The following is a 24,745-nucleotide window of genomic DNA, read 5'->3' as shown; positions in this document are numbered from 1 at the left end:
GTCGTACCACCCGGTATAAAGACTGCATGCCTGCCGACGCGTCGCCGCCCGCCCGCCCCGTGACCTTGGAGGACGTCGCCGGAGTGGCCGGGGTGTCACGGGCGACGGTGTCCCGGGTGATCAACGGGGCGACCACGGTGGACCCGGCGCTGCGGCGGACGGTGGAGGCGGCGGTGGACGCCACCGGTTACGTGCCCAACCGCGCGGCCCGGTCGCTGGTGACCCGGCGCACCGACTCGATCGCGCTGGTCGTCTCGGAGCGGGAGCGGCGCACCGTGCCCGAGCCGTTCATCGGCCGGATGTTCTCCGATCCGTACTTCGGGCGGGTGGTGGCCGGTCTCCTGGAGGTGCTGCGCCCGGCGGGCATCCAGCTGGTCCTGATGCTGGCCGACGACCAGGAGTCCCGCGACCAGCTCCTTTCGTACCTGCGCCACGGGCACGTCGACGGGGTGGTGCTGATCTCCTCGCACGCGGACGACCCGCTGCCCGGGCTGCTGCACGAAACCCGGCTGCCCGCCGTGCTCGCCGGGCAGCCCCGCAGGCCGACGCCGCTCACCTATGTCGAGGCGGACCAGCGGGCCGGGGCGCGGCTGGCCGCCGACCATCTCGCCGCGCTGGGCCGCCGCCGCATCGGCACGGTGTCGGGCCCGCAGGACATGCCGGCCGGTCAGGCGCGGCTCGCCGGGTTCCTGGACGCGGCCGCGGCGCACGGCATCTCGGACGTGGTGACCGCCGAGGGCGACTTCACCCATGCCGGGGGCGCGGCGGCGATGCGGCGACTGCTGGCGGAGCGACCGGACCTGGACGCGGTGTTCATCGCGTCGGACCTGATGGCGCTCGGGGCCGTACCGGTGCTGCTGCGGGCCGGGAAGGAGGTCCCGGACGACGTCGCGCTCGTCGGGTTCGACGACAGCAGCGCGGCGCTGGCCTGTGATCCGCCGCTGACGACGGTCCGGCAGCCGGTGGAGGAGATGTCTGCGGAGATGGCCCGGCTGCTGCTCAAGCAGATCGGCAAGCCGGTGGACCCGCCCCCGTCGGTGATCTTCCACCCGACCCTCGTACGGCGGCAGTCGGCCTGATCAGGCGCGGCCGGGCTCCTCGTCCGAGGTCACCGGCACCTGGGGCCCGGAGGCCTCTTGAAGCCAGCGCCGGAGGACCCGGTGCACGGCCTCGGCGCCGACGAGTTCGTCCGGACGCTTCCCGTCCTCGCCGGTGACCGCGTCCAGCGGGTCGGTCAGGGTGCGCGGCCACAGCAGGAACGGCCGGGACTGGTCGCCGCCCAGGCCGCCGTGCGAGCCGATCTGCTCCTCGAAGGCGTGCACGGTGCCGGTGGCGGGGTCGTACATGGAGTTGACCATCACGTCGGCGACGTGCGGGAAGGTGTCCGTCCGCCGGATCGCGTCCGCGGCGCCGGGACCGTACACGGCCAGCGGTCCCTCTCCGTCGGCCAGCTCCGCCAGGGGCACCCGTACGCCGTCGCGGGCCAGCACCACCGAGCCGTGGCGTTCGCTGCGGACAAGCAGGAAGCCGATGCCCGGGTGGTTGGCGAGCGTGGAGAGCAGCGCGGGGTGGCGGCGCTCCAGCTGCTCCTGGGACGCGCGGCCCTCGATGTCCGGAAAGGAGATGAGCCCGAGGTTGCCGGAGGCGAGGACTATCGGGTCGGAGGGCTTCGCGACGTGCTCCTCCTGGCCCCCGGCGACCGGCCGGTGCAGCGCGATCCGGACCGCGTCGCGGGCCTCGGAGGCGCTGCGGGTGCGCTGGGCGCGCCGGGGCACGGGCAGTCCGCTGCCCGCCCGGACGAGGTCCTTGAGGGTCAGCCCGTACACCCCGGCGAAGGTGTCCCCGGGGCTCTGGCCGTGGTCGGAGAGCAACACGATCCGGTAGGTGCGGGGCGCCTGCTCGGCGACCTTGGTGATCAGGGCCAGCGCCCGGTCGAGGCGGGCGAGCACCTTCTCCGCGTCGCGGCTGCGCGGTCCGGAGTGGTGCGCCACCTCGTCGTACGCGACGAGGTCGGCGTAGACGGCGGTCCGGCCGGCGAACATGTCGCCGATGACGGCGGCGACCACCACATCGCGTTCGACCACGGTCGCGAAGGCGCGGATGAAGGGGTACAGGCCGCCGCGCTTGATGCGGGGCGTCTCCTTGCGGAGGCGGGAGCGGGTCGACTGGGCGATCTCCCGGCAGACCTCGGCGGCGAAGGAGCCGGCGGTGCGGACGGCGTTGGCCGGGTCGGAGAAGTAGGCGAAGTACCCGGCCCGGGAGCGGCGGCCCTTGCCGAGTCTGGCGGCCATCGAGAGGACGAGCGCGAGCTGGGCGGCGCCGCCGCTGAAGAGGTTGCCCCGGCTGGCGCCGTCGAGGGTGAGCAGTCCGCCGTCCCGGGTGCGGGTGATGGCGCGGCGCTGGAGCTCCAGGGCGCTCGCGGGCTTGCTGGAGACCATGACGAGGCCGGTCTCCTTCTCGTACCAGCGGAAGGCGGGGACGTCGTGGTTGGTGCCGTGCAGGATGCCGAGCTGGCTGGCACCGGTCTGGCTGGACCAGTCGGTGCGCCAGGGCATGAGCCGGTGTCCTTCCGGTTCGGCCAGCCAGTGGGCGACGGTCGGCATGACTCCCCCGGCGGCCGCCGCGACGAGGGCGTCGTGGCCGACCCCGTCGAGCTGGATGAAGACGGTGCCCGGCGGGCCGCCGCGCGCGTCGCCCGTGCCGGTGCGCCGGCGGCGGCGGTCGGCCAGGCGGGAGAGGCGACGGCGGTAGGCGTTGTCGTCGCGCACGGCGAGGGCGGTGGAGGTCGCGGAGGCGACGGCGGACATCACGGCCGCGACGGCGACGGCGGTCTCCGGGGCGGCGGCGCCCCGGCCGTCCGGGATGAGCCGGAGCGCGATCAGCAGCAGCGAGCCGTTGAGGAAGAAGACGAGCGCGCCGAGGACCAGGGCCGGGACGATGAGCAGGGCGCGCACCAGGACGGGCCAGACCAGGGCGGAGAGCAGTCCGAAGGCGCCCGCGCCCCAGGCCGCGGTGAAGGCGGTCTTGGTGATGCTGTCGCCGTCGGCGGACTGGAGCCGGAAGTCGGGGAGGATGCCCGCGAGCGCGAGCATGGTGAGCGTCGAGACGGCCCAGACCGCGATCACCCGCATCAGCGCGGCGCCGGCGCGCCGCCATCGTCTGTCGCCCACGCCCTCGTCACCTCATGTCCGGGCCCTGCCGTTCCGGGCCCTTTCCCAGCCTTTCACAGCGGTCCCGGCGGGCCTGCGCCCGGTCAGCAGCCGTCGTATCCGGCGGTCGGCATGGACAGGCGGCGGTGCACTCCGGCCTTGCCGTCGGCGGTGTAGGACGGCTCGGCGAGCCCGGCGATCTCCAGGCGTACGCCGCGCCGCTCGCACTCCGCGGTGAATTCCGGCACCGAGGCCAGGGCGCGGGCGAGGACCCGGTCGCAGGGGGCGACGAACAGCTCGACCTCGCCGCTGTCGATGCCGTCCCAGAGCGCGGGGTGGTCAGGACGCAGCCCGTACAGGCGCAGCTGCCGGGCGACGACGTAGCCCTGGTCGGCGGCCCAGCGGGCGCACATGGCGTGCTGGCCTCGGGTGTCCACGAGGAACGGATCGCTGTCCAGTTCCTCCAGCGGCGTCAGGCTGGCGATGGCCGCCACGCGTACGTCCCCCATGGCCCGTCCTTCTCCCCGTGATCGTCGTTCCCCGACCCTATGCGCCCGTACGCGAGGGCCGAGGGAGCGTTCCGGGGCGGCGAGGGGGCGCACGGGGGCACGGGCCCGGGCCGGTGATCCAGGGGTGCGCCGGGGTGCGCCGACCGCCCGGGCGTGACTGGCCGTAGGCTCGTCGGGGCAGGTGTGACGGGGTCGGAGGGCTCCGGTGAGCAGGAGGAGGCGGCGCGTGCCGGTGGAGATCACCTGGTGGGGTCATGCCACGTGCACGATCGAGGACTCCGGGATCCGCTTCCTGACCGATCCGCTCTTCGTACGGCGCTTCGCGCATCTGCGGCGGCGCCGGGGCGAGCTGCCCGGTCCGGACGCGGCCGTGGCCGATGTGGTCCTCATCTCGCATCTGCACTCCGACCATCTGCATCTGCCGTCGCTGGCGCGCGTCGCGCCGGGGGCCCGGGTCCTGGTGCCGCGCGGTTCGGTGCGGTCGGTGCCGGGGCTGCGGCTGCTGCGCCGGGCGCGCGGGCTGCGGATCACCGAGGTGGTCGCGGGCGACGAGGTGTGCGTGGGCGGGGTGCGGGTGCGGGCGGTCCCGGCGCTGCACGACGGCCGGCGCCTGCCGCTGGGCCCGCACCGCTCCCCCGCGCTGGGTTACGTGGTGGAGGGCGCGGCGCGTACGTATTTCGCCGGGGACACCGGGCTCTTCGACGACATGGCGGAGGCGGTAGGCCCGGTGGACGTGGCGCTGCTGCCGGTCGGCGGCTGGGGGCCGTATCTGGGCCACGGGCACCTGGACGCGGGGCGGGCGGCCCAGGCACTGACCCGGCTGCGGCCGCGCGCGGCGGTGCCGGTGCACTACGGCACGTACTGGCCGATCGGGATGGACGGGGTCCGGCCGCACGAGTTCCACGCGCCGGGCGAGGAGTTCGTGCGGAAGGCGGCGATGGTGGCGCCGGAGGTCGTGGTGCACCGGCTGGCGCACGGCGAGCGGGTCCGGCCGGAGGGCCGCGCGTGATCGAGTTCCTGCGCCAGACGGCGCAGCTGCCCGCCGAGTCGACGCAGCAGGCGGTCGGCTATCCCTCGCTGTTCCTGCTGGTGGCGCTGGGTGCGCTGGTCCCGGTGGTGCCGACGGGAGCGCTGGTGAGTTCGGCGGCCGTGGTGGCGTTCCACCAGTCGTCGCCGTTCGCGCTGCTGGTGGTGTTCGCGGTGGCGTCGTCGGCGGCTTTCCTGGGGGACATATCCCTGTACTGGCTGGGGCAGCGCGGGGTGCGGTCGAAGAACGGGTCGCGGTGGCTGCGGACGATCCGGGACCGGGCGGCGCCGGAGCGTCTTGAGCAGGCGCAGCGGAAGCTGGACGAGCACGGGGTGACGGTCCTGGTGCTGTCCCGGCTGGTGCCGGCCGGGCGGATCCCGGTGATGCTGGCGTGCCTGCTGGGCCGGATGGAGCTGCGGCGGTTCGCCCGGGGCGACGCGCCCGCGTGTCTGGCGTGGGCGGCGACGTACCAGCTGATCGGGATCCTGGGCGGTTCGCTGTTCCCGGAGCCGTGGCAGGGGGTGGTCGCGGCGGTGGGCCTGACGCTGCTGATCAGCGGGGCGCCCGCGGTGTGGCGCCGGACGCGGGCGTGGTGGGCGCGGTGACGTCGGCCCGGCGGGCGGTCAGCAGGCGGGAGCCGCCGATGGGCAGGTCCCAGAGCCGGTCGCGAGGGTGTCCGGCGCGCTGCCAGGCGGTCCGCAGCCGGGTGAGCGGTTCGAGGACCGGTTCGGCGGAGAGCAGGAAGGTCGCCCAGTGCATGGGCGCCATCGCGTGGGCGCCGAGGTCTTCGTACGCCTGCACGGCCTCCTCCGGGTCGGTGTGGACGTCGCCGAGCCACCAGCGGGGCTCGTACGCGCCGATCGGCAGCAGGGCGAGGTCGATGCCGGGGTGGCGGCGGCCGATCTCGGCGAACCAGTGGCCGTATCCGGTGTCCCCGGCGAAGTAGATCCGGCCGCCGTCCCCCGGCCCCTTGGTGTCCTGGACGACCCAGCCGCCCCACAGCGAGCGGCAGGTGTCGGTGAGGGTGCGCCGGGACCAGTGGTGGGCGGGCACGAAGTCGAAGCGGACGCCGTCCAGTTCGGCGTGTTCCCACCAGTCGAGTTCGGTGACGTTGGCGAAGCCCCGGCGGCGGCACCACGCGCCGAGTCCGGCCGGGACGAACAGCGGGGTGTGCCGGGGCAGCCGCCGCAGGGTGGGGGCGTCCAGGTGGTCGTAGTGGTTGTGGCTGATGACGACCGCGTCGACGGGCGGCAGGTCCTCCCAGCGGACGCCGACGGGCGTGATCCGGGCCGGGGTGCCGAGGATGCGGCGGGACCAGACGGGGTCGGCGAGGACGGTGAGGCCGCCGGTGCGGATGATCCAGCTGGCGTGCCCGGCCCAGGTGACGGACGCGGCGCCCGCCGGGACGGGCGGCAGGGGCTCGGGGGCGTACGGCAGCCGGTGGATGTGGCGCAGGCCCTCCGCGTTGGGCCGGATGGCGTGCTCGCGGGCGAGCCGGGACATGCTCCGGACGCCGGGGAGCGGGGCGGTGAGCCGGTCGGCGAAGCTCCGGGGCCAGGTGCGCACCTCGCCGAGAGGGCGCGGGGTGAGGACGTCGCCGCAGACCGCGGGGGGTGCGAGGGGGGTCTCGGTCCGGTCCGTCATCGGGGCTCCCGTCCAGGAGTGCGCCGGCGGGGTGGGTCAGCGCGGTGCGTCGAGGGCTGCTCGGAAAATGCTCAGCGCTGCCGCGATGTGCGGCAATTCGAGCGGGTCCGGGGCGGTGAGCGCCTCGGCCTGGCGTTCCGGGTCCGTGCCGAGGAGCGCGCCGGTGCCCAGCCGGACCCGGAGCGCGCCGAGTTCGTCGCCGAAGCGGTGGCCGCCGGGGGCGGGGGTGCCGAGCCGGGCGGACAGGAACTCCTCCAGTTCGAGGGAGTCGGTGACGCCCCGGGCGGCGAGCCGGGAGCGGAGCGGGCCGAGGTCCGCGTAGAGGTGGCGCCCCGCCTGCGGGGGCCGGGCGAGGGCGCCCCAGCCGAGGACGGCGCGGTGCGCCCCGGCGGCGAGCCGGGCGTGCAGGGCGGCGGAGCGCCGGGCCCGTTCGGTGACGGCGTCCGGTTCGCGCAGCGCGTGGGCGGCGGCCGCCGCGACCGGTCCGGCGACGGAGGCGCCGAGTGCGGTGAGGACGTCGAGCGTACGGGCATGGCGGACGGCGGAGCGCGCGGTGTCGGGGAACCGGGCGACGGCGACGGGCCAGGCGGCCGGGGTCAGCGCGCCGTACAGGCCGGAGACCACCGTGACGTCGTCGGGGCACATCTCGGCCGGGCTGACCAGGACCGTGTCGTGCGGGCGGTGCAGGGTGTCGCGCCAGGTCTCGTCGCTGACGATGTGCAGCCCCTCGTCCACGGCGGCCTCGCACGCCTCGCGCACGAGTTCCGGCGGGGCGACCGTGGCGGTGGGGTCGTCGGCCACCGAGAGCAGCAGGAGCCGGGGCCGGCCGCCCTCCGCGCGTACCCGCCGCACGGTTTCGAGGAGGGCGTACGGGTCGGGCACGCCGCCGCACTCGGCGGGGGTGGGCACCTGGTAGGCGGGCCGCCCGAGCAGCCTGGCCTGCGGGATCCAGGAGGCGGGGCAGGGGCGCGGCAGCAGGACGTCGCCTCCGTGCGCGGCGATCAGGGCGAGGAGCAGCGGTGCGGTGCCGGGGGCGGCGGCGACGCGCCCGGGGTCGCAGCGCAGTCCGCGCCGGTCCCAGTAGGCGCAGGCGGCCTCGCGCAGGGCGGCCGATCCGCCGGCGGGCTGGGGCGCGGCGTCACCGGCGGCGGAGGCCAGCACCCCGGCCAGTTCGGGCAGGACGGGCAGGCCCGGCCAGGGAGCCGGCGGCCCGTACCGTACGGGGCCCCGGTCCTCCCGGACCGCGTCCGTGCCGCGCTCGTGCCCCCCGGTCCGCTCCCGGCCCATCGGGCCTCCTTCGCCGTCCGCCCTCGGGACCTTTATACGAGGGAACGGGGCGGGGCGCCTTCCCTGGCCCGGCTCACACCGTGCTCCGGTCGTGTCCGAGGCGGCCGGACAGCTCGTCGGCGGCTTCGACGGCGAGGGCGGCGAGTTCCCGCTCGCGCTCCTCGGTCCAGCGGATCATCGGGACCGACACGGAGAGCGCGGCGACGACCTGCCCCGACCGGTCGCGCACGGGGGCGGCGACACAGCTGACGCCGGGGTCGGACTCCTGGTGCTCCGTCGCGACGCCGCGTTCCCTCACGGTGTCGAGCGCGGCCCGCAGCTCGCGCTCGCCGGTGAGGGTGTGCGGGGTCAGGGCGGCCGGCTGGAGGCCGTCGAGCCGTGCGTCGAGCTCGGGGGCGGGCAGCGAGGCGAGGAGCATCTTGCCGGCGGACGTGCAGTGGGCGGGCAGCCGGTGGCCGGCCGCCGACACCGTGCGGACGGCGTGGGTGGAGTCCGCCTGGGCCACGCAGACGGTGTCGGTGCCGTCGAGGATCGCCACGTGCACGGACTCGCCGCACCGCTCGGCGACGCGCCGGGCGACCTGGCGGCCCTCGGCGGCCAGGTCGAGCTGTTCGGCGTACCGGCTGCCGAGCTGGTAGGTGCGCACGCCCAGCCGGTAGCGTCCGGGCCGCTCGGGGTCGGTGACCAGATACGACCGGGCGGCGAGCGTGGTGAGCAGTTCGTGGACGGTGGTACGGGGCAGCTGGAGCTTGCGGGTCACCTCGGGGGCGGACAGCGTGCCGTCGCCCTGGAGGAAGAGTTCGAGGACGTCGAACGCCCTGGTCACCGCCGGCACGAGTCGCCCCATGGCCCCGCATTCCCCCTTGTTCGGTGTCCCGGCCGCGACCGGTGTGACGAACCTCAGGCTACCTTCGGCGTGGCTGCTGGTTCGGGGCGGCGATGCGGGGTATCCGCTGTCGCATGTCGTCAGCGAGCAATGCTTCCGTCCCGTCCCGGATCGCCGGGCTGCGCGACCGGTTCCACCGGCGCGATCTCGCCGTGTTCCAGAATCTGGCCCAGCGCCACTGGCCGGCCGCGGGCCCGGTGCTGCCCCGCCTGAGCCGCAGCGCCAATCACGGGCTGCTGTGGGTCGGGGCGGCGGCCGGTATGGCCGCCTTCGGCGGCAGCGCCCGGGCCCGGCGGGCCGCGCTGCGGGGCATCGCCTCGCTCGCGGTGGCGTCGGCCGCGATCAACACGGTGGGCAAGGGGGCGGTCCGCAGGGAGCGGCCGATCCTGGACGCCGTGCCGGTGATACGGCAGCTGAAGCGGCAGCCGGTGACCACGTCGTTCCCGTCCGGGCACGCCGCGTCGGCCGCCGCCTTCGCGACCGGGGTCGCCCTGGAGTCGCGGGGCTGGGGGGCGATCGTCGCCCCCGTCGCGCTGTCCGTGGCGGCGTCCCGCGTGTACACCGGGGTGCACTACCCGAGCGATGTGCTGGCCGGGGCGGCGCTGGGTGTGGGGGCGGCGTTCGCCCTGCGGGGGGTGATACCGACGAGGGGGCAGCTGCCCGCGCCGGGCAGACCGCCCGCCGACGCGCCCGCCCTGCCCGAGGGCCGGGGCCTTGTGGTGGTCGCCAACCAGGAGTCGGGGACGGCGACCGCGACGGCCGCGCTGATCCGGAACGCGCTGCCGGAGGCGGAGATCGTGGAGTGCGCGCCCGGCCGGCTCGCCTCGGAGCTGGCGCAGGCGGCGGACCGGTGCACGGCGCTGGGGGTGTGCGGCGGGGACGGCACGGTCAATCTGGCGGCGTCCGTGGCGGTGGAGCACGAGGTGCCGCTCGCGGTGTTCCCGGGCGGGACCCTGAACCACTTCGCGTACGACCTGGGCATCGAGACCGTGGCCGACGCCTGTTCCGCGCTCACCGCCGGAAGCGCGGTGCGGGTGGACGTGGGCCGGTTCCGGCCGGGGCCTGAGGGGTCCGACGGGTACTTCCTGAACGCCTTCAGCCTGGGCGTGTATCCGGAGCTGGTGCGGATGCGGGAGCGCTGGTCGCCCCGGATCGGCGGCTGGCCCGCGGGGGTGCTCGCGGCCCTGCACGTGCTGCGCGGCGAACGGCCCCTGGAGGCCGAACTCCAGGGCCGGTGCCGCCCGTTGTGGCTGCTGTTCGTCGGCAACGGCCTGTTCCAGCGGGTGGGCCCGGCGCCGGGGCGGCGGCACAACCTCGCGGACGGGCTGCTGGACGTCCGCGTGGTGCACGGCGGCCGGACGCCGGGGCTGAGGCTGCTCGCGGCGGCCGTCGCGGGCCCGCTGACCCGCTCCCCCATGCACGCGGCGGTCCGCCGTCAGCGGGTGCGGATCTCCGGCCTGAAGCCGGGGACGCCGTACGCGTACGACGGTGAAGTGGCGCACAGCGATTCGGAGTTGCTGATCGACAAGCTGCCGGAGGCGCTGACGGTGTACTGCCCGCGGCCGGTGTAGGGAGACCTGGCCCAGCGGCCAACAGGGGGCGGTCGACGCGGAGTCGGCCGCCCCTTTCGCGCGCCCGACCGCTGTCCACATAGCAAGATGCCCATCTCATTATTCGACAACAGGGCCTACGGTGGTCCTACCGATCAGCGCTTTCGCGGTTCGCGTTTCGAGAGAGGATGCACGGTCATGTCGAAGGAGACCGCCGTCTATACCCACGGCCACCACGAGTCGGTGCTGCGCTCGCACCGGTGGCGCACCGCCGCCAACTCCGCCGCCTACCTCGTCGGCGAACTGCGTCCGGGCCTGGACGTGCTGGACGTCGGCTGCGGCCCCGGCACCATCACCGCGGACCTGGCCGCGCTGGTCGCCCCGGGCCGGGTGACCGCCGTCGACACCACCGACGAGATCCTGGCCCAGGCCGCCGAGGTGGCCGCCGAACGCGGCGTGGACAACGTGGAGTTCGCTGTGGCGGACGTCCACGCCCTGGACTACCCCGACGACTCCTTCGACGTGGTCCACGCCCACCAGGTGCTCCAGCACGTGGGCGATCCCGTCCAGGCGCTGCGCGAGATGCGCCGGGTGTGCCGCCCCGGGGGCGTCGTCGCCGCGCGCGACAGCGACTACGCGGCGATGACCTGGTATCCCGAGTCGCCGGGCATGGACCGCTGGGCGGACCTGTACGGCCGGGTGGCCCGCTCCAACGGCGGCGAGCCGGACGCCGGGCGCCGGATGCTCTCCTGGGCACGGCAGGCCGGGTTCACCGACATCACACCCACGGCGGGCTCCTGGTGTTACGCGACGCCGGAGAACCGCGCCTGGTGGAGCGGGCTGTGGGCCGACCGCACCGTCGGCTCGGCGTACGCGAAGCTCGCGGTGGACGGCGGGCACGCCACGGCCGAGGAACTGGCGGAGATCGCCGAGGCGTGGCGTACGTGGGGCGCGCAGGACGACGGCTGGTTCATGGTGCCGCACGGCGAGGTGCTCTGCCGAGCCTGAGCGCGGCCGGGACCGAATGGATCACATGGCGGTGGGTGGCCAACTAACCTTGCCGCCATGGAGATCCTCGGAACCACGCTGCGTATCTGCGTCGCCGATCTGGAGGCGGCGGTGGCCTTCTACGAGCGACTGACCGGCGCTCGGGCCCTCCGCTTCGAGCGCGGCGGGGTGTCCGTCGCCGCGATCAGCTGCTTCCTGCTGATGAGCGGCCCCGAATCGGAGCTGGAGATCCTGCGCAAGGTCAGCGCGACCATCGCCGTGAAGGACGTGGACGAGGCCCACGCGTCCCTGACCCGGGTCGGCGCCCGCGTCATCGCGGGCCCCGTCCCGACCCCGGTCGGCCGCAACCTGATCGCGGTGCACCCGGACGGCTCGGTCTTCGAGTACGTCGACCGCAACGCGCCCGCTTAGGCCAGGCCGGTCCGCTCCAGGACCAGGGCGGCGAGCTCATCGGTGGGCAGCTCGCCGTCCAGCACCACGGTGTCCTCGCGCAGGTTGCCCACCGCCGCCACGCACTCCGGAATCCGCGCCTTCCCCCAGCGCCGGGCCGCCTCGTCGCGCTCCGGGTCGTCGGGCAGCAACACCCGGTCGTGCAGCCGTTGTTCGAGTACGGGGGCGGAGACGTTCAGGAAGAAGTGATGGACCGGGACGCCCGCCTTCTCCAGGGCCCCGAAGATCTCGTCGGCGTACTGCCTGCGGACCACGGTCATCGGCGCCAGGACCGGCCGGCCGTACTCCTCCACCAGCCCCTGGGCCAGCGAGGCCACCTGCCTGCGCCACAGCGGGATGTTCTGGAAGTTGCCCTCCGGCACCTCGACGATCCCGCGCAGTACGTAGCCGACGTCCTCCGGGTCGAAGACCAGCGCCTCCGGCAGTCTGCGGTGCAGTTCGGTGACCAGGGTGGTCTTGCCGCTGCCGAAGGCTCCGTTGATCCAGATGATCATGCAGTGCTTCTCCTGTCAGGTGCGCGGGCGCATCCGGAAGTCGTACGGGTCCGGCAGCGGTTCGTCCGTCAGCCGCTGCCACACCTCCTCAAGGATCTCAGCGCCCTCGCGCAGGTCGGCCACCTCGAAGCCCGCGTCGAACACGGCCTTCGCGGCGTCGGGTTGCCCCTCAGCGATCAGCAACCGGGCATCCAGCAGCCGGAACCGGCCGCGCGCCCGGACCTCCGGGGGCAGCCCCTGCCACACCATGCGGGCGGCCTCGGTGCGCCCCGCCGTGAGCAGCGCCTCGATCGCCTCCCGGCCCAGCGCGGCGGCGGCCGCGGCCCACGGCTCGTCGCCGTCGCGGCGCTCCGCGCACAGCCCGTCGAACGCCTCCGCGTAGTACTCGGCGGCCAGTTCGCGCTGGCCGCTCACCAGGGCGGCGACGGCCAGGCAGCGCAGCAGCGGCCAGCGCGAGGCGGCCGCGGCCAGTCCGCGTTCCCAGCTGCGGACCGCCTGGGCGCGGTCGTCGCCGTGCCACTGCGCGATGCCGAGGTGGTATTCGGTGAGCGGTTCGGCGGGCGCCGTCTCCAGCATGTCCCGCCAGTGCCGGGAGACCAGGGTGGGCCCGGGGACCGTCCCGTCGGGACCGGGGAACGCGCCCTGGTCCAGCAGCTCCAGCCAGGGGGCCTGCTGCTCGCCCAGCGTGTCGTCGGTGAACGGCGTGCCGGGCAGCTTGTACCGGCCGCGCCGCACCTCCAGGGCGCCCCAGCCGGACCCGGTGGCGAGGCGTTCGCCCGGTTCGGCGTCGGCGTGGGCGCGCCAGGCGGTGTAGGCGGCGTCCACGTCGGCGCGCGGCAGGGCGTCCGCGAGCCGCCGCTCGGTCTCGGCGCGGGCGGCGGCCCAGTCGTCGCCGTGCACGACGGACGGGTCGGCGTCGAGCGGCCCGTACGACTCCAGCCAGCTGAACTCGCCGCCCGGCTCCAGCGGGACGTGTTCCAGCTGGGTGCGGGCCAGACCGGCCTGGATCTCCGCGTAGCCGCCGGTGCCGGGCTCGGTGAGCCATTCCTGCCAGCGCCGCCCGCCGGGCCCGCTGCCCCAGAGGAACAGCTTGCGGCCCCGCAGCAGGTCGGTGGAGGTCTGGACGAGCCCGCGCCCCTGCTCGTCCAGGGCGGCGATCCAGCGGCGGGCGCCGTCGGGCACCTCGTAGAAGTAGTCGGCGGGGTACTCGCTGCGCAGCGGGTAGGTGCGGTCGGTGCCGCCGCTCTCGGGCACCGGGACCCGGGTCAGGCTGCGCTCGTACCCGAAGTGCCACGCCTCGTCGGCCGGGGCGATCACCCGGCCGCGCTCGTCCTCGGGGACGGCGATGTTGGACCACCAGTAGACGGGCGCGGGCTGCTCGTGCGGGTTGCGTATGCGTACGCCGACGTGCAGGAACGCGGAGTCGGCGGGGAGCCACAGGTCCACCTGGAACGGCAGGTCGCGCAGCCGCTCCCACTCCCAGAGCCGGACCATCTCGCCGCCGTCGGGCGCCGGGACGAGCGCCGCGTGCACCGGGGCGCAGGAGAGCGTGGTGTGCCCGGTCGCGCCGATGTTCCACTCGATGCCGCCGGAGAACCAGGCGCCGTTGAGCGCGAAGTCGGCGGGCTGGAGGACCGGGTTGGTGTAGACGAGGTCGCGGCCGGACGGCTTGTGGACGAGGGAGTGGATGCGGCCGCCGAGGCCGGGCAGCACGGTGACCCGCAGGTGGTCGTTCTCGATGACGATCGCGTCGAGGTCCGTGGGAACGCGCTCGCGCCCGTAGCCGTCGAGGAGGCGGACGGGCAGGACGGTGGTCAGCGGGGCGTGGCCGAGCTGGCGGGCCATGTCGCGCGGGAGCCCGTCCCGGTCCCGGTCTTCGATGACGTGCGTCTCGTCCAGCGGCCGCAGCGCGGGCAGCGGGTTCTCCGGCCCGGTAGCCGCCGCGGGCAGGGTCAGGACGGCACGTCGTACGGTGGTGGCCAAGGCAACCTCGCTCCCTCGCGCGGGCCGCCACAGGTCCGGGCGCCCCCCGATGACCATGGAACACGCCGGTCGCCGCCCCGACAAGGGGTGTCTCGGCGCCCGGAATTCCGTTTCCGTCCCGCTCCCGGCCCCCGTACGCTCGCTGCGGACATCGGACACGGCGGGCGAGAGGGACAGCACGACAGATGAGTACGCAGCACACCTACCGGGTGATCGTGCGCGGCACGTTCCAGGATCTGACGGACGCGGCGCGCGAGCGGCTGCTGGCCGAGGTCGAGGAGCACGGGCTCGCCGGAATGCAGTTCACCGAGGAGGGGTCGCTCACCTACGACCGGGTCCTCAAGCACTTCAGCTTCCGCTATGTGGTCGTCTCGGACGCCGAGGACGGCGAGGAGATGGCCGGCGCCCTCGCCGAGGACCGGGCGCAGACGACGCTGCGCGAGGCGGGGTACGGGCACGGGGAGCTGCGGTCCACGGCGACGGACATGGACACGATGAAGATCAACTACAAGCGGCGGTGAGGCCGGGCCGGGCGCCCGATGGAGGGCAACCTGCCCCCGGAAGGTGATGGACCGCGTGGATTCGGGAACCCGTTCGTCGTCCCGCCCTCACGCGAAAGGTCCGGCCCATGACCAGCGAACAGACCAGCACGCTCGGCCCCGACAGCGATCTCACCGAGGTCTTCGAGCTCGCCCAGCAGCTGCGGGTGGACTCGGTGCGCGCCAGCACCTCGGCGGGGTCCGGGCACCCCACGTCCAGCCTGTCGGCGGCCGATCTGATGGCGGTCCTCATGACCCGGCATCTGCGGTACGACTGGAACGCGCCCGAGAACCCGGCCGGGGACCACCTGGTCTTCTCCAAGGGTCACGCCTCGCCGCTCCTGTACGCCATGTTCAAGGCGGCCGGTGCCATCAGCGACGAGGAGCTGATGACGACGTACCGCCGCTTCGGGCACCGCCTCCAGGGCCACCCCACGCCCGAGCTGCCCTGGGTGGACGTGGCGACCGGCTCGCTGGGCCAGGGCATCGCGTACGGCGTGGGCATCGCGCTCGCCGGGCGGGACCTGGAGAACCAGCCGTACCGGGTCTGGGTGCTGTGCGGCGACAGCGAGATGGCCGAGGGGTCCGTCTGGGAGGCCCTGGACAAGGCCGGCCAGCACCGGCTGGGCAACTTCACCGCGATCATCGACGTCAACCGCCTCGGCCAGTCCGGCCCCACCGAACTGCAATGGGACACGGACACCTACGCGCGCCGCGTCGAGGCGTTCGGCTGCCGCGCCCTCGTGGTCGACGGCCACGACCTGACCGAGGTCGACCGGGCCCTGAAGACGGCGGCGGACGGCACCGCCCCCACGGTGATCGTCGCGAAGACGGTCAAGGGACGCGGGGTCAGCGAGGTCGCCGACAAGGAGGGCTGGCACGGCAAGCCGCTGCCCGAGGACCTGGCGGAGCGCGCGATCGAGGAGCTGGGCGGCGTCCGCGACCTGCGGGTGGAGGGCCCCCGGCCGCCGAAGGCCGCGCCCGCCCCCGCCCGGAGCGACGCCGCCGTGGAGCTGCCGCGCTTCGAGAAGGGCGACGAGGTCGCCACCCGGGTCGCCTTCGGCAAGGCGCTCGTCGCACTCGGCGTACGGCCCGACGTCGTCGCCCTGGACGCGGAGGTCGGCAACTCCACGCACTCGGAGGACTTCAAGAAGGCGTACCCGGACCGCTTCTTCCAGACGTACATCGCGGAGCAGCAGATGGTCGCCGAAGCCGTCGGCATGGCCGTGCGCGGCTTCCGTCCGTACGCGACCACCTTCGCGGCGTTCCTCACCCGGGCGCACGACTTCATCCGCATGGCGGCCGTCTCGGACATCACGATGGCGCTCTGCGGGACGCACAGCGGGGTGGAGATCGGCGCGGACGGGCCCTCGCAGATGGGCGTCGAGGATCTGGCGATGATGCGCGCGGTGCGCGGTTCGACCGTGCTCTACCCGAGCGACGCGACCTCGGCGGCGGCCCTGACCGTGGCGATGGCCGACATCGACGGCATCTCGTACCTGCGCACCACGCGCGGCGCCTACCCGGTGCTGTACGGGAGCGACGAGACGTTCCCCGTGGGCGGCTCGAAGACCCTGCGCCACGGCGACGACGACCAGGTCACCCTGGTCGGCGCGGGGGTCACGCTGCACGAGTGCCTGGCCGCCGCCGATCTGCTGGCCGAGCAGGGCGTACGGGCCCGGGTCATCGACCTCTACTCCGTCAAGCCGCTCGACTCCGGCGCGCTGGCTCTCGCGGCCCGGGAGACCGGCGCCCTGGTCGTGGTCGAGGACCACCACCCGGAGGGCGGCATCGGCGAGGCGGTGCTGTCGTCGCTCGCGGAGTCCGGAAGCCACCCGGGCTTCGTCCACCTCGCCGGGAGCAACCTCCCCGGGTCCGGGACCACGCCGGAGCTGCTCGACGCGGCGGGGATCTCCCGCACGCACATCGCGGACGCGGCGCGCAGCCTGGTCAAGTAGCGGCCGGTGTCACGCGGTCAGCGCATCTCCGCGGTGATCGCCCAGCGTTCGTGGTCGCGCCAGGCGCCGTCGATGTGGAGGAAGTCCGGTGAGTAGCCCTCCAGCCGGAAGCCCGCCCGGCGCACCAGCCCGATCGACCCCGCGTTGTCCGGCTGGACGTTGGCCTCCAGGCGGTGCAGGGCGAGGGGGCCGAAGGCGTGGTCCAGGACAAGCTCCAGCCCCTCGCCCATGAGGCCCCGCCCGGCCGCGTGCGCGAAGGCTCCGTAGCCGAGGGCGCCGCAGCGGAAGGCCCCGGCGACGATGTTGTTGATGTTGATGAACCCGGCGATCGCCCCGGGCGCGCCCGCCGCGTCCCGCTCGCACACCAGGAACCCCGCCTTCGTGGGGTCCTCGATGAGCACACCCGCGTAAGCGGCGTACGCCTCGGGGGTGGCGGGCGGGAACAGCCAGGGCCGGTGCAGCGCGGCGCTCTCCCGGGCCCGGGCGGTGAACTCGTCGGCGTCGCCGTGGGTGAAGGGGCGGATCGCCGTGCGCGGTCCCTCGGCGAGATAGCGGGTGTCGGACATCGCCCCAGCGTAGAACGGCCGTGCGGCCGGGGCTTGTCCGCCCCGGCCGCACGGCCATCGCCCTTACTTGGACCGCCTGCGGAAGACGTACGCGCCGCACGCCATGCCCGCCACGAACATCACGATCAGCCATACGTAGAGCGGCGCCGTGACCAGCGGGACGATGAGGCGGACCTCGACGTCCTTGGTGTTCTCGGCGATGAACACGACCGACAGCACCGCGATGACGAGGACCAGGATGCGGCCCGGGGTGAACGCCCCGCTGCCGCTCTTCCCGCTGCTCGACACGTCCTTCGGGCTCATGAGCAGCCCCTTTCCCGGCCCTGGTACGGCCGTCGCCCCGGGGCTCCAGCATGGCTCCGCCCCCGTACCCACCGGCGGAGATGTTCGGCCATTCGGGTGACGGGGGCGGCGTGCCCCCGGTCAGAGCAGGGCGGGCACCTCGACGGTGAGGGTGGCCGGGCCGCCGTCCGCCGGGGCGTCGAGCACCGCGGGCACCCCGAGCGGGATCGTCAGCCCGGTGGGCCCGTGGCCGAAGCCCAGCTCCTCCACGACCGGGACGCCGAGCGCGCCCAGCCGGTCCGCGAGCACCGCCCGCACCTGTGCGTACGGCCCGCACCCCGCCCAGGACCCGCAGGCCACCCCGGCGACCCCGTCGAGCGCCCCGGCCCGCAGCAGCTGGGTGAGGATGCGGTCCAGGCTGTACGGGTCCTCGGTGGTGTCCTCGATGACGAGCAGCCCGCCCCGGGCCGAGCGACGGGCGTGCGGGGTGCCGAGGTCGGCGGCGAGCAGGCTCACACAGCCGCCGTAGGTGATGCCGCGCGCCCGGCCCGGGACCAGTGCCCTGGCGTCCTCCAGGCCCAGGGTCAGCTGTGTCCCCGGGTCGAAGAGCGTGGCCCGCAGGGACTCCTGGGTGCGCGGGTCCTTGAGGAAGGTCTCGGTCCCCGTCATCGGCCCGTGCAGGGTGGCGAAGCCGGTCCGCAGCGCGAACGCCTCGTGGAGCACGGTGACGTCGCTGTAGCCGACGAACACCTTGGGTCCGGCCGCGCGCACCGCCGCCCAGTCCACCAGGTCCACCATGCGGTGCGCCCCGTACCCGCCGCGCGCGCAGATCACCGCGTCCACGGAGGGGTCGCACCACGCGTCCTGGAAGTCCCGGGCCCGGGCCTCGTCCGTACCGGCGAGGTAGTCCAGGTCCCGGTGCACGTCCAGCACGTGCGGCATGGGCACGGGGTCGAGGCCCCAGCCGCGCAGGATGTCCAGGCCGGGTTCCAGCCGGTCGACGGGGACGGGCCCGCACGGGGAGACGACGGCGACCCTGGACCCGGGGCGCAGCCGGGCGGGGCGGGCCGACTGGGTGAGGGTCACCGCTTCAGCTCCAGGGTGGCCACGTCGGGCCGGGCGAAGCCGAACACCTGGGCGTACAGGGAGAGTTCGGATTCCAGCGCGTCGATCATCGTGGTGGCGCGGCGGAAGCCGTGGCCCTCGCCCGGGTAGGTGCGGTACGCGTGCGGGATGGAGCGCCCCTCCACGGCGGCGAGGAAGCGCTCGCACTGCACCGGCGGGCAGATGGGGTCGTCCTCGCCCTGAAGGAGCAGGAAGGGCACGGTGAGCCGGTCGGTGCGGCCGACCGGGGAGCGTTCCCGGTAGCGCTCGGGGACCTCGGCGAGGGGGCCGACCAGCGATTCCAGGTACTGGGACTCGAAGTCGTGGGTCTCGTCCGTGCCCCAGCCCGCGAGGTCGAGGATGGGATAGATGATCGTGCCGCAGGCGTAGACGTCGGTGCCGGTCAGCGAGGCGGCGCTGGTCCAGCCACCGGCGCTGCCGCCCCGGATGGCGAGCCGGTCCGGGTCGGCGGTGCCCTCGGCGGCGAGCGTCCCGGCGACGGCGGCGCAGTCCTCCACGTCCACGACGCCCCACTGCTCGCGCAGCCGGTTGCGGTAGGCGCGGCCGTATCCGGCGGAGCCCCCGTAGTTCACCTCGGCGACGCCGATGCCGCGCGAGGTGAAGTAGGCGATCTCCAGGTCCAGGACGAGGGCGGCGTGCCCGGTGGGACCGCCGTGGGCCCACACCACGTAGGGCGGCAACTCCCCCTCGGGGCCGGTGTGTCCGGGGTTGCGCGGCGGGTAGATCTGGGCGTGGATCTCGCGTCCGCCGGGTCCGGTGAAGGTCCGCAGCACCGGTTCCGGGTAGTAGGCGGGGTCGACGGCATCCTCATGCGGAGTGCCGGTGATCCGGGTGTGCCCGGTCGCGGTGTCCAGCTCCACGATCTCGTAGCCGCTGTGCGGGCTCGCGGCGACGCCGGTGACGCGGGAGCCGCGCACGGTGAGCGTCGGCACCCACTCGGTCCACGGGCCCGCGATGTCGACCAGTTCGCAGGTCTCCGGGTCGAGTATGCCGAGGGTGGTGGTGCCCTTGCCGTGCAGGACCGCGATCAGCCCGTTGTCCAGGGGGCGGAACCAGACGAGCCCGATCTTCCACAGCGGTCCGGCGAACTCCTCCTCGCGCGGGCACAGTTCCCGGGTCTCGCCGGTGTCCGGGTCGAGCCTGACCAGGTTCCACCAGCCGCTGCGGTCGCTCGCCAGGAGCAGCTGCCCGTCGGCGGTCCACTGGACCTGGGGCACGGATTCCTCGGGGCCTCCGGCGACAGACCGGGCGTCCCGGAAGGTGCCGTCGTCGCCGATGTCCGCGACCAGCACCTCGGTGCCGTCCCAGGGCATGCGCGGGTGGTCCCAGCCGATCCAGGCGGCGCGCCGCCCGTCGGGCGACACCTCGGGTCCGGTGACGAACCGGTGCTGCCCGTCGCTGAGTTCGCGTACGGCGGACCGGTCCTCGGCCGCCGATCCGTCCAGGGGCACGGCGGCGAGGACCCGGCGCAGCGCGGTGGGCGCCTCGCCGGTGAACTCCTCCAGGACGCACCACACCTCACCGGCCGCGCCCCGGTCCGGCCGGACGCGCGGGTCGGCCCAGCGCAGTCCGCCGCCGACGGCGGAGACGGGGGTGAGCGGCCACGGTGCGCGGTCGCCGTCGGGCTCGTAGGCGTACAGCCGCTGGTCGGCGAAGTGGACGAAGACGACCAGCGGGCCGCCCTCCGCCCGCTCGGTGCCCGCCCAGGGCTGTCCGCCGTATTCGATGACCCGGCTGCGGACGTCCCAGGGGGCGGGCAGTTCGGTGGTGGTGCCGTCGGCGGTGCGGCGGACCAGGGCGCGCCGGCCGGCTTCGGCGGGGCGCGGTTCGGTCCACCACAGCTCGTCACCGACCGCGCCGGTGTACTCGGGCCGTCCGTCGTGGGAGGCGGCCAGTGCGGCGTCGATCGGTGACGGCCAGCTGCCGTGGGGCTGTGCGGTGGGCATGGGTGTCGGTCTCCCCCGAGTGGTTCAGGCGGTGCGCAGGTAGTGGTCCAGGACCCGGACGCCGAAGTGCAGCGCGTCGACGGGGACGCGTTCGTCCACGCCGTGGAAGAGGGCCTGGTAGTCGAAGCCGACGGGCAGCTTCAGCGGCGAGAAGCCGTAGCCGGTGATGCCGAGCCGGGAGAACTGCTTGGCGTCGGTGCCGCCGGACATGCAGTACGGCACGACGTGCCCGTCCGGGTCGAACCGCTCGATGGCGGCGCGGAGTTTCCCGTACGTGGGTGAGTCGACCGGGGCCTGGAGGGCGACCTCGCGGTGGGCGAACTCCCAGTCGACCGAGGGCCCGGTGAGCCGGTCCAGGGTGGCGTGGAACTCCTCGTCGCCGCCGGGGACGGTCCGGCCGTCGATGTAGGCGGTGGCGTGGCCCGGGATGACGTTGACCTTGTAACCGGCGTCCAGCATCGTCGGGTTGGAGCTGTTGCGGACGGTCGGGGCGACGAGGGCCGCGGCCGGTCCGATCTTGCCGAGGAGTTCGTCCACGTCGAAGCCGGGGGCGTCGAGGTCCGGGTGGATGCCGTGGAGCGCGGCGAGCTCGGTGAGCGCGGCGCGGACCGTCGGGGTGAGCCGGACCGGCCACTCGTGCTCGCCGATGCGGGTGACGGCGGCGGCGAGCGCGGTGACGGCGTTGGCCCGGTTGACCTTGGAGCCGTGGCCCGCCTTGCCGCGGGCGGTGAGCTTCAGCCAGCCGGTGCCGCGTTCACCGGCGCCGATGGGGTAGAGCGGCATGTTCGGTCCGGCGTGGAAGGTGAAGGCGCCGGATTCGCTGATGCCCTCCGTACAGCCGTCGAAGAGAGCGGCGTGCCGGTCGGCGAGGAAGCCCGAGCCGTCCTCCGCGCTGGCCTCCTCGTCGGCGGTGTACGCGATGACGATGTCGCGGCGCGGGCGGATGCCGGCCCGGGCCCAGTACCGGACGACGGCCAGGACCATCGCATCCATGTTCTTCATGTCGATGGCGCCGCGCCCCCACACGGTCCCGTCGCGGACCTCGCCGGAGAAGGGGTGCACGGTCCAGTCGGCGGCCTCGGCCGGCACCACGTCGAGGTGGCCGTGGACCAGGAGGGCGGGGGCGGACGGATCGGTGCCGGGGATCCGGGCGACGACATTGGTGCGGCCGGGGGTGCGTTCCAGGAGCGCGGGTTCCAGGCCGGTGGCGGCCAGGCGCTCGGCGACGTACTCGGCGGCGGGGCGCTCGCGGCAGTCGCCGCCGCCCCGGTTGGTGGTGTCGATGCGGATCAGTTCGGAGGTGAACGTCACCGATTCGTCGAGCGCCAGGGCGTCGACGGAGTCCTGCGGGGCGGTCGCCTCAGCCATACTGCTCCTCCACGGCGGACGAGACGATCGTCGTCACCGCCTTGAACGTGCGGATACCTTCGTACATCGTCGCGCTGGTGTAGGAGACCCGCCTCTCGCCGCTCGGCGCCGCGCCGGGTACGACGGTGGCCGCCGCGGCCAGGTGCTCGGCGTCGAATTCCAGCTCGACGGTGAACGGACCGCCCTCGACCGGCGTGTACCGCCCGGCCGCGGACACGGCGCGGGCGGCGGCCGCCCGGATGTCTGCGGCGGTACGGGCGGGGGTGCGGCAGACGGCGGCGTACCGCGACACGTAGTCCTTGACGGCCACCTTCTCCGCTCCGGGGGCGTACCCCTCGGCGTCCACGCAGGTCAGGTCGTCGCCGGTGACGAGGACGACGGGGACTCCGTACTCGGCGGCGACGTGCGCGTTGAGCAGGCCCTCGCTGGCCCGGACGCCGTTCAGCCAGACCCCGGTGATGGAGTTGGCGAGGTAGGTGTGGGCGAGGACGCCCTCCGTACCGGCGCCCGTGTGGTAGCCGACGAAGGCGACCGCGTCGACGTCGCCGTGCTGGATGCCCTCGACCATGCTGAGCGACTTGTGTTTGCCGGTGAGCATCTGGACGCGGTCGTCCAGTCTCTCCAGGAGCAGATTGCGCATGGTCCAGTGGGCCTCGTTGATCAGCACCTCGTCCGCTCCCCCGTCGTAGAAGCCGAGGGCGGCGGCGTTGACGTCGGAGGTGAACAGGGAGCGGCACCGCTCCCACTGCGGCGTGCCGGGCAGCACGTCGGCCGGCCAGGTCACGCCGGTGGCGCCTTCCATGTCGGCGCTGACGAGGATCTTCATGCGGCCACACGGTACGCGCCGATGAACGCCCAGGCCAGGGATGCCGAGCACGCCACAGGTCCAATCCAATGACGGCCCCGGCGGCCGCTGCGGGCCGCCGGGGGCGGGCCCTGTCGTCAGCCGCGCTTGGCGCCCTTCAGCAGCTTCTCGATCCGGCTGAGTTCCTTGTCGGTGAAGTCCAGGTTCCGGACCGTCTCGACGTTGTTCTCCAGCTGGGCGACGCTGCTCGCGCCGACCACGGCGGAGGTGACGCGCCCGCCGCGCAGCACCCAGGCCAGGGCCAGCTGGGCGAGCGACTGGCCGCGCGCGGCGGCGAGTTCGTTGAGCTCGCGCAGCCGCGAGACCAGGTCCGGGGTGACCGCCTCGGCCGACAGGAAGGGGCTGCTGCCGGCGGCGCGGGAGCCCTCCGGGATGCCGTTCAGGTAGCGGTCGGAGAGGATGCCCTGCTCCAGCGGCGAGTAGGCGATGGAGCCGACGCCCAGCTTGTCCAGGGTGGTGAGCAGCCCCTCCTCGGGGCGGCGGTCGAGCATCGAGTAGCGCGGCTGGTGGATCAGGAGCGGGGTGCCGAGCTCCTTCAGGATCCGGGCGGCCTCGCGGGTCTGCTCGGGTGAGTAGTTGGAGACGCCGACGTAGAGCGCCTTGCCCTGGCGGACCGCCGCGTCGAGCGCGCCCATGGTCTCTTCGAGCGGGGTCTCGGGGTCGGGCCGGTGCGAGTAGAAGATGTCCACGTAGTCCAGGCCGAGCCGGGTGAGGCTCTGGTCCAGCGAGGACAGCAGGTTCTTGCGGGAACCCCACTCGCCGTACGGGCCGTCCCACATCAGGTAGCCGGCCTTGGTGGAGACGATGATCTCGTCCCGGTGGGCGGCGAAGTCCGTGGCGAGCGCCCGGCCCATCGCGGTCTCGGCGGAGCCGGGCGGCGGGCCGTAGTTGTTGGCCAGGTCGAAGTGGGTGATGCCGAGGTCGAAGGCCCGGCGCAGGATCTCACCCTGGGTCTCCGGTGTCCGGTCCCCGCCGAAGTTGTGCCACAGGCCGAGCGAGAGGGCGGGCAGCTTCAGGCCGCTGCGCCCGGTGCGCCGGTAGGGCATGTTCGCGTAGCGGTCGGCGGACGGGATGTACATACGGGCTCCATGCGAGAGGTGTTCCGGCCATGACCGGCAGGACACTCCCAGGCTGGCCCACTTCGATCCAGTAGTCCAACAGGAGATTCCGCTTGGATTCAGGGCCTAGAGTTCTCAATCATGGAGTTGCGTCAGCTGGAACATTTCGTGGCCGTCGCCGAGGAGCGGCATTTCACCCGCGCGGCGGAGCGGGTCGCCGTCTCGCAGTCCGGGCTCTCCGCCTCCGTCCGGGCCCTGGAGCAGGAGCTGCGGACGCCGCTGTTCAGCCGGACCACCCGCAGCGTACGGCTGACCGAGGCGGGGCGCGCCCTGCTGGTCGAGGCGGAACGCACCCTGGCCGGGGTGCGGGCCGCGAAGGAGGCCGTCGACGCGGTACGGGGGCTGCTGCGCGGGACCTTGTCGGTGGGCGTGGAGCAGTGCGTGGCCGGGCTGCGGCTGCCCCGGCTGCTCGCCGCCTTCCACCACGCCCACCCGCACATGGAGATCCGGCTGCGCCAGGAGGGCACGGCGAGGCTGGTGGACGGGGTGGCGGGCGGCCGGCTCGACATCGCGTTCGCCGCGACGGTGGACCCGGCGGGCTGGCGCGGCGAGCTGGTCCCGCTGGCCCGGGAGCCCATGGTGCTGCTGTGCGCGCCGGGGCACCGGCTGGCAGCGGCGGACCGGGTGGCCTGGGCGGAACTGGCGGGTGAGCCGTTCATCGACTTCCACCCGGACTTCGGTCCGCGCCGCGCGGCCGACGCGGCGTTCACGGGGGCCGGGGTGCGGCGCACGGTGGCTCTGGAGGTCACCGACGTCCACAGCCTGCTGGAGCTGGTGCACGAGCAGCTGGGCATCGCGCTCGTGCCGCACCACTTCTCCCGCAAGCCCGAGGCGCGCGGACTGGTGGCGGTGCGGCCGGAGGGCGCCGGTGAGGCGTTCTACGAGAGTGCCGTGGTGCTCCCCGAGGCGCGGGCGCTGAGCCCGGGGGCGCGGGCCCTGATGGCGCTGCTGCGGGACGACACGGGGAGCTGAGGCCGGGGGCGCGGGCCGG

Annotated in this window: 23 protein-coding genes; 9 read left to right on the top strand and 14 right to left on the bottom strand. The window is 74.2% G+C overall.

Annotated elements, in window-relative coordinates; all coding sequences use genetic code 11:
• The first annotated feature begins 26 nt into the window (after positions 1–26).
• Positions 27–1,079 (top strand): LacI family DNA-binding transcriptional regulator, encoded by a 1,053-nt coding sequence (locus tag AMK18_RS03785; protein WP_073861623.1) that lies wholly within the window; start codon positions 27–29, stop codon positions 1,077–1,079.
• Here AMK18_RS03785 and AMK18_RS03780 read toward each other — a convergent pair whose 3' ends face one another.
• Positions 1,080–3,170, bottom strand: a complete 2,091-nt coding sequence (locus tag AMK18_RS03780) for a phage holin family protein (protein WP_018100316.1) — start codon at positions 3,168–3,170, stop codon at positions 1,080–1,082.
• An 83-nt stretch (positions 3,171–3,253) separates the two neighbouring features.
• Complete coding sequence (locus tag AMK18_RS03775; protein ID WP_073861622.1) at positions 3,254–3,658, bottom strand: hypothetical protein; 405 nt, start codon at positions 3,656–3,658, stop codon at positions 3,254–3,256.
• Positions 3,659–3,884: 226 nt separating this feature from the next.
• Between AMK18_RS03775 and AMK18_RS03770 the strand changes: the two genes are divergently transcribed.
• Together AMK18_RS03770 and AMK18_RS03765 are read left to right on the top strand one after the other, a co-directional pair.
• Positions 3,885–4,667, top strand: a complete 783-nt coding sequence (locus AMK18_RS03770; protein WP_079199218.1) for an MBL fold metallo-hydrolase — start codon at positions 3,885–3,887, stop codon at positions 4,665–4,667.
• Positions 4,664–5,290: a DedA family protein gene (locus AMK18_RS03765; RefSeq protein ID WP_018100319.1), complete on the top strand. Its 627-nt coding sequence runs from the start codon at positions 4,664–4,666 to the stop codon at positions 5,288–5,290. The genes AMK18_RS03770 and AMK18_RS03765 overlap by 4 nt, the downstream gene beginning before the upstream one ends.
• Here the strand turns inward: AMK18_RS03765 and AMK18_RS03760 are convergent.
• The 3 genes from AMK18_RS03760 to AMK18_RS03750 form a co-directional block, all read right to left on the bottom strand.
• Positions 5,238–6,329 (bottom strand): MBL fold metallo-hydrolase, encoded by a 1,092-nt coding sequence (locus AMK18_RS03760; RefSeq protein ID WP_073861621.1) that lies wholly within the window; start codon positions 6,327–6,329, stop codon positions 5,238–5,240. The two genes, AMK18_RS03765 and AMK18_RS03760, sit on opposite strands and share 53 nt — an antisense overlap.
• 36 nt (positions 6,330–6,365) lie before the next feature.
• Positions 6,366–7,616 (bottom strand): aminotransferase class I/II-fold pyridoxal phosphate-dependent enzyme, encoded by a 1,251-nt coding sequence (locus AMK18_RS03755; protein ID WP_073861620.1) that lies wholly within the window; start codon positions 7,614–7,616, stop codon positions 6,366–6,368.
• A gap of 73 nt (positions 7,617–7,689) precedes the next feature.
• Complete coding sequence (locus tag AMK18_RS03750) at positions 7,690–8,463, bottom strand: IclR family transcriptional regulator (RefSeq protein ID WP_073861619.1); 774 nt, start codon at positions 8,461–8,463, stop codon at positions 7,690–7,692.
• 113 nt (positions 8,464–8,576) lie between these two features.
• On the opposite strand from AMK18_RS03750, the gene AMK18_RS03745 reads away from it, so the two are divergent.
• The 3 genes from AMK18_RS03745 to AMK18_RS03735 all read left to right on the top strand — a co-directional run bounded on the left by AMK18_RS03745 (position 8,577) and on the right by AMK18_RS03735 (position 11,471).
• The gene (locus AMK18_RS03745; protein ID WP_018100323.1) at positions 8,577–10,073 is read left to right on the top strand and encodes a bifunctional phosphatase PAP2/diacylglycerol kinase family protein; all 1,497 of its coding nucleotides are present in this window, start codon (positions 8,577–8,579) and stop codon (positions 10,071–10,073) included.
• 177 nt (positions 10,074–10,250) lie between these two features.
• Positions 10,251–11,060, top strand: coding sequence for a class I SAM-dependent methyltransferase (locus tag AMK18_RS03740; protein WP_018100324.1), 810 nt, complete (start codon positions 10,251–10,253; stop codon positions 11,058–11,060).
• A gap of 57 nt (positions 11,061–11,117) precedes the next feature.
• On the top strand, positions 11,118–11,471 hold the full coding sequence (locus AMK18_RS03735) for a VOC family protein (protein ID WP_073861618.1): 354 nt from the start codon (positions 11,118–11,120) through the stop codon (positions 11,469–11,471).
• Here the strand turns inward: AMK18_RS03735 and AMK18_RS03730 are convergent.
• Positions 11,468–12,004 carry an AAA family ATPase gene (locus AMK18_RS03730; RefSeq protein WP_018100326.1) on the bottom strand — a complete coding sequence of 179 codons (537 nt, stop codon included), beginning with the start codon at positions 12,002–12,004 and terminating at the stop codon, positions 11,468–11,470. The genes AMK18_RS03735 and AMK18_RS03730 overlap by 4 nt on opposite strands.
• Before the next feature lie 15 nt (positions 12,005–12,019).
• Positions 12,020–13,987 carry a DUF5107 domain-containing protein gene (locus AMK18_RS03725; RefSeq protein WP_073861617.1) on the bottom strand — a complete coding sequence of 656 codons (1,968 nt, stop codon included), beginning with the start codon at positions 13,985–13,987 and terminating at the stop codon, positions 12,020–12,022.
• A 185-nt stretch (positions 13,988–14,172) separates the two neighbouring features.
• Here AMK18_RS03725 and AMK18_RS03720 point away from each other — a divergent pair, with 185 nt between their 5' ends.
• Together AMK18_RS03720 and AMK18_RS03715 are read left to right on the top strand one after the other, a co-directional pair.
• Positions 14,173–14,508 carry a DUF6204 family protein gene (locus tag AMK18_RS03720; RefSeq protein ID WP_018100328.1) on the top strand — a complete coding sequence of 112 codons (336 nt, stop codon included), beginning with the start codon at positions 14,173–14,175 and terminating at the stop codon, positions 14,506–14,508.
• 107 nt (positions 14,509–14,615) lie between these two features.
• Entirely contained in the window at positions 14,616–16,484 is a 1,869-nt protein-coding gene (locus AMK18_RS03715; RefSeq protein WP_073861616.1) for a transketolase, read from the top strand.
• A gap of 17 nt (positions 16,485–16,501) precedes the next feature.
• Here AMK18_RS03715 and AMK18_RS03710 read toward each other — a convergent pair whose 3' ends face one another.
• From AMK18_RS03710 to AMK18_RS03680, 7 genes are all read right to left on the bottom strand, one after another.
• Positions 16,502–17,050 carry a GNAT family N-acetyltransferase gene (locus AMK18_RS03710; protein WP_073861615.1) on the bottom strand — a complete coding sequence of 183 codons (549 nt, stop codon included), beginning with the start codon at positions 17,048–17,050 and terminating at the stop codon, positions 16,502–16,504.
• A gap of 63 nt (positions 17,051–17,113) precedes the next feature.
• Complete coding sequence (locus AMK18_RS03705; protein WP_018100331.1) at positions 17,114–17,353, bottom strand: DUF1049 domain-containing protein; 240 nt, start codon at positions 17,351–17,353, stop codon at positions 17,114–17,116.
• Between the two features lie 120 nt (positions 17,354–17,473).
• Complete coding sequence (locus AMK18_RS03700) at positions 17,474–18,418, bottom strand: S66 peptidase family protein (protein WP_073861614.1); 945 nt, start codon at positions 18,416–18,418, stop codon at positions 17,474–17,476.
• Entirely contained in the window at positions 18,415–20,403 is a 1,989-nt protein-coding gene (locus tag AMK18_RS03695; protein WP_073861613.1) for a S9 family peptidase, read from the bottom strand. Before AMK18_RS03695 ends, AMK18_RS03700 begins: the two co-directional genes overlap by 4 nt.
• 24 nt (positions 20,404–20,427) lie before the next feature.
• Positions 20,428–21,771, bottom strand: a complete 1,344-nt coding sequence (locus AMK18_RS03690) for a M20/M25/M40 family metallo-hydrolase (protein WP_073861612.1) — start codon at positions 21,769–21,771, stop codon at positions 20,428–20,430.
• Positions 21,764–22,597, bottom strand: coding sequence for a M55 family metallopeptidase (locus AMK18_RS03685; protein ID WP_073861611.1), 834 nt, complete (start codon positions 22,595–22,597; stop codon positions 21,764–21,766). The genes AMK18_RS03690 and AMK18_RS03685 overlap by 8 nt, the downstream gene beginning before the upstream one ends.
• Before the next feature lie 116 nt (positions 22,598–22,713).
• The gene (locus AMK18_RS03680) at positions 22,714–23,715 is read right to left on the bottom strand and encodes an aldo/keto reductase (RefSeq protein ID WP_073861610.1); all 1,002 of its coding nucleotides are present in this window, start codon (positions 23,713–23,715) and stop codon (positions 22,714–22,716) included.
• A 120-nt stretch (positions 23,716–23,835) separates the two neighbouring features.
• On the opposite strand from AMK18_RS03680, the gene AMK18_RS03675 reads away from it, so the two are divergent.
• Positions 23,836–24,726 carry a LysR family transcriptional regulator gene (locus AMK18_RS03675; protein WP_026171158.1) on the top strand — a complete coding sequence of 297 codons (891 nt, stop codon included), beginning with the start codon at positions 23,836–23,838 and terminating at the stop codon, positions 24,724–24,726.
• Positions 24,727–24,745: the final 19 nt, after the last annotated feature.

Origin of the sequence: Streptomyces sp. CB01249 (genome assembly GCF_001905735.1) — a bacterium.
GTDB lineage: Bacteria > Actinomycetota > Actinomycetes > Streptomycetales > Streptomycetaceae > Streptomyces.
This window is presented reverse-complemented; position numbering and strand designations above follow the sequence as displayed.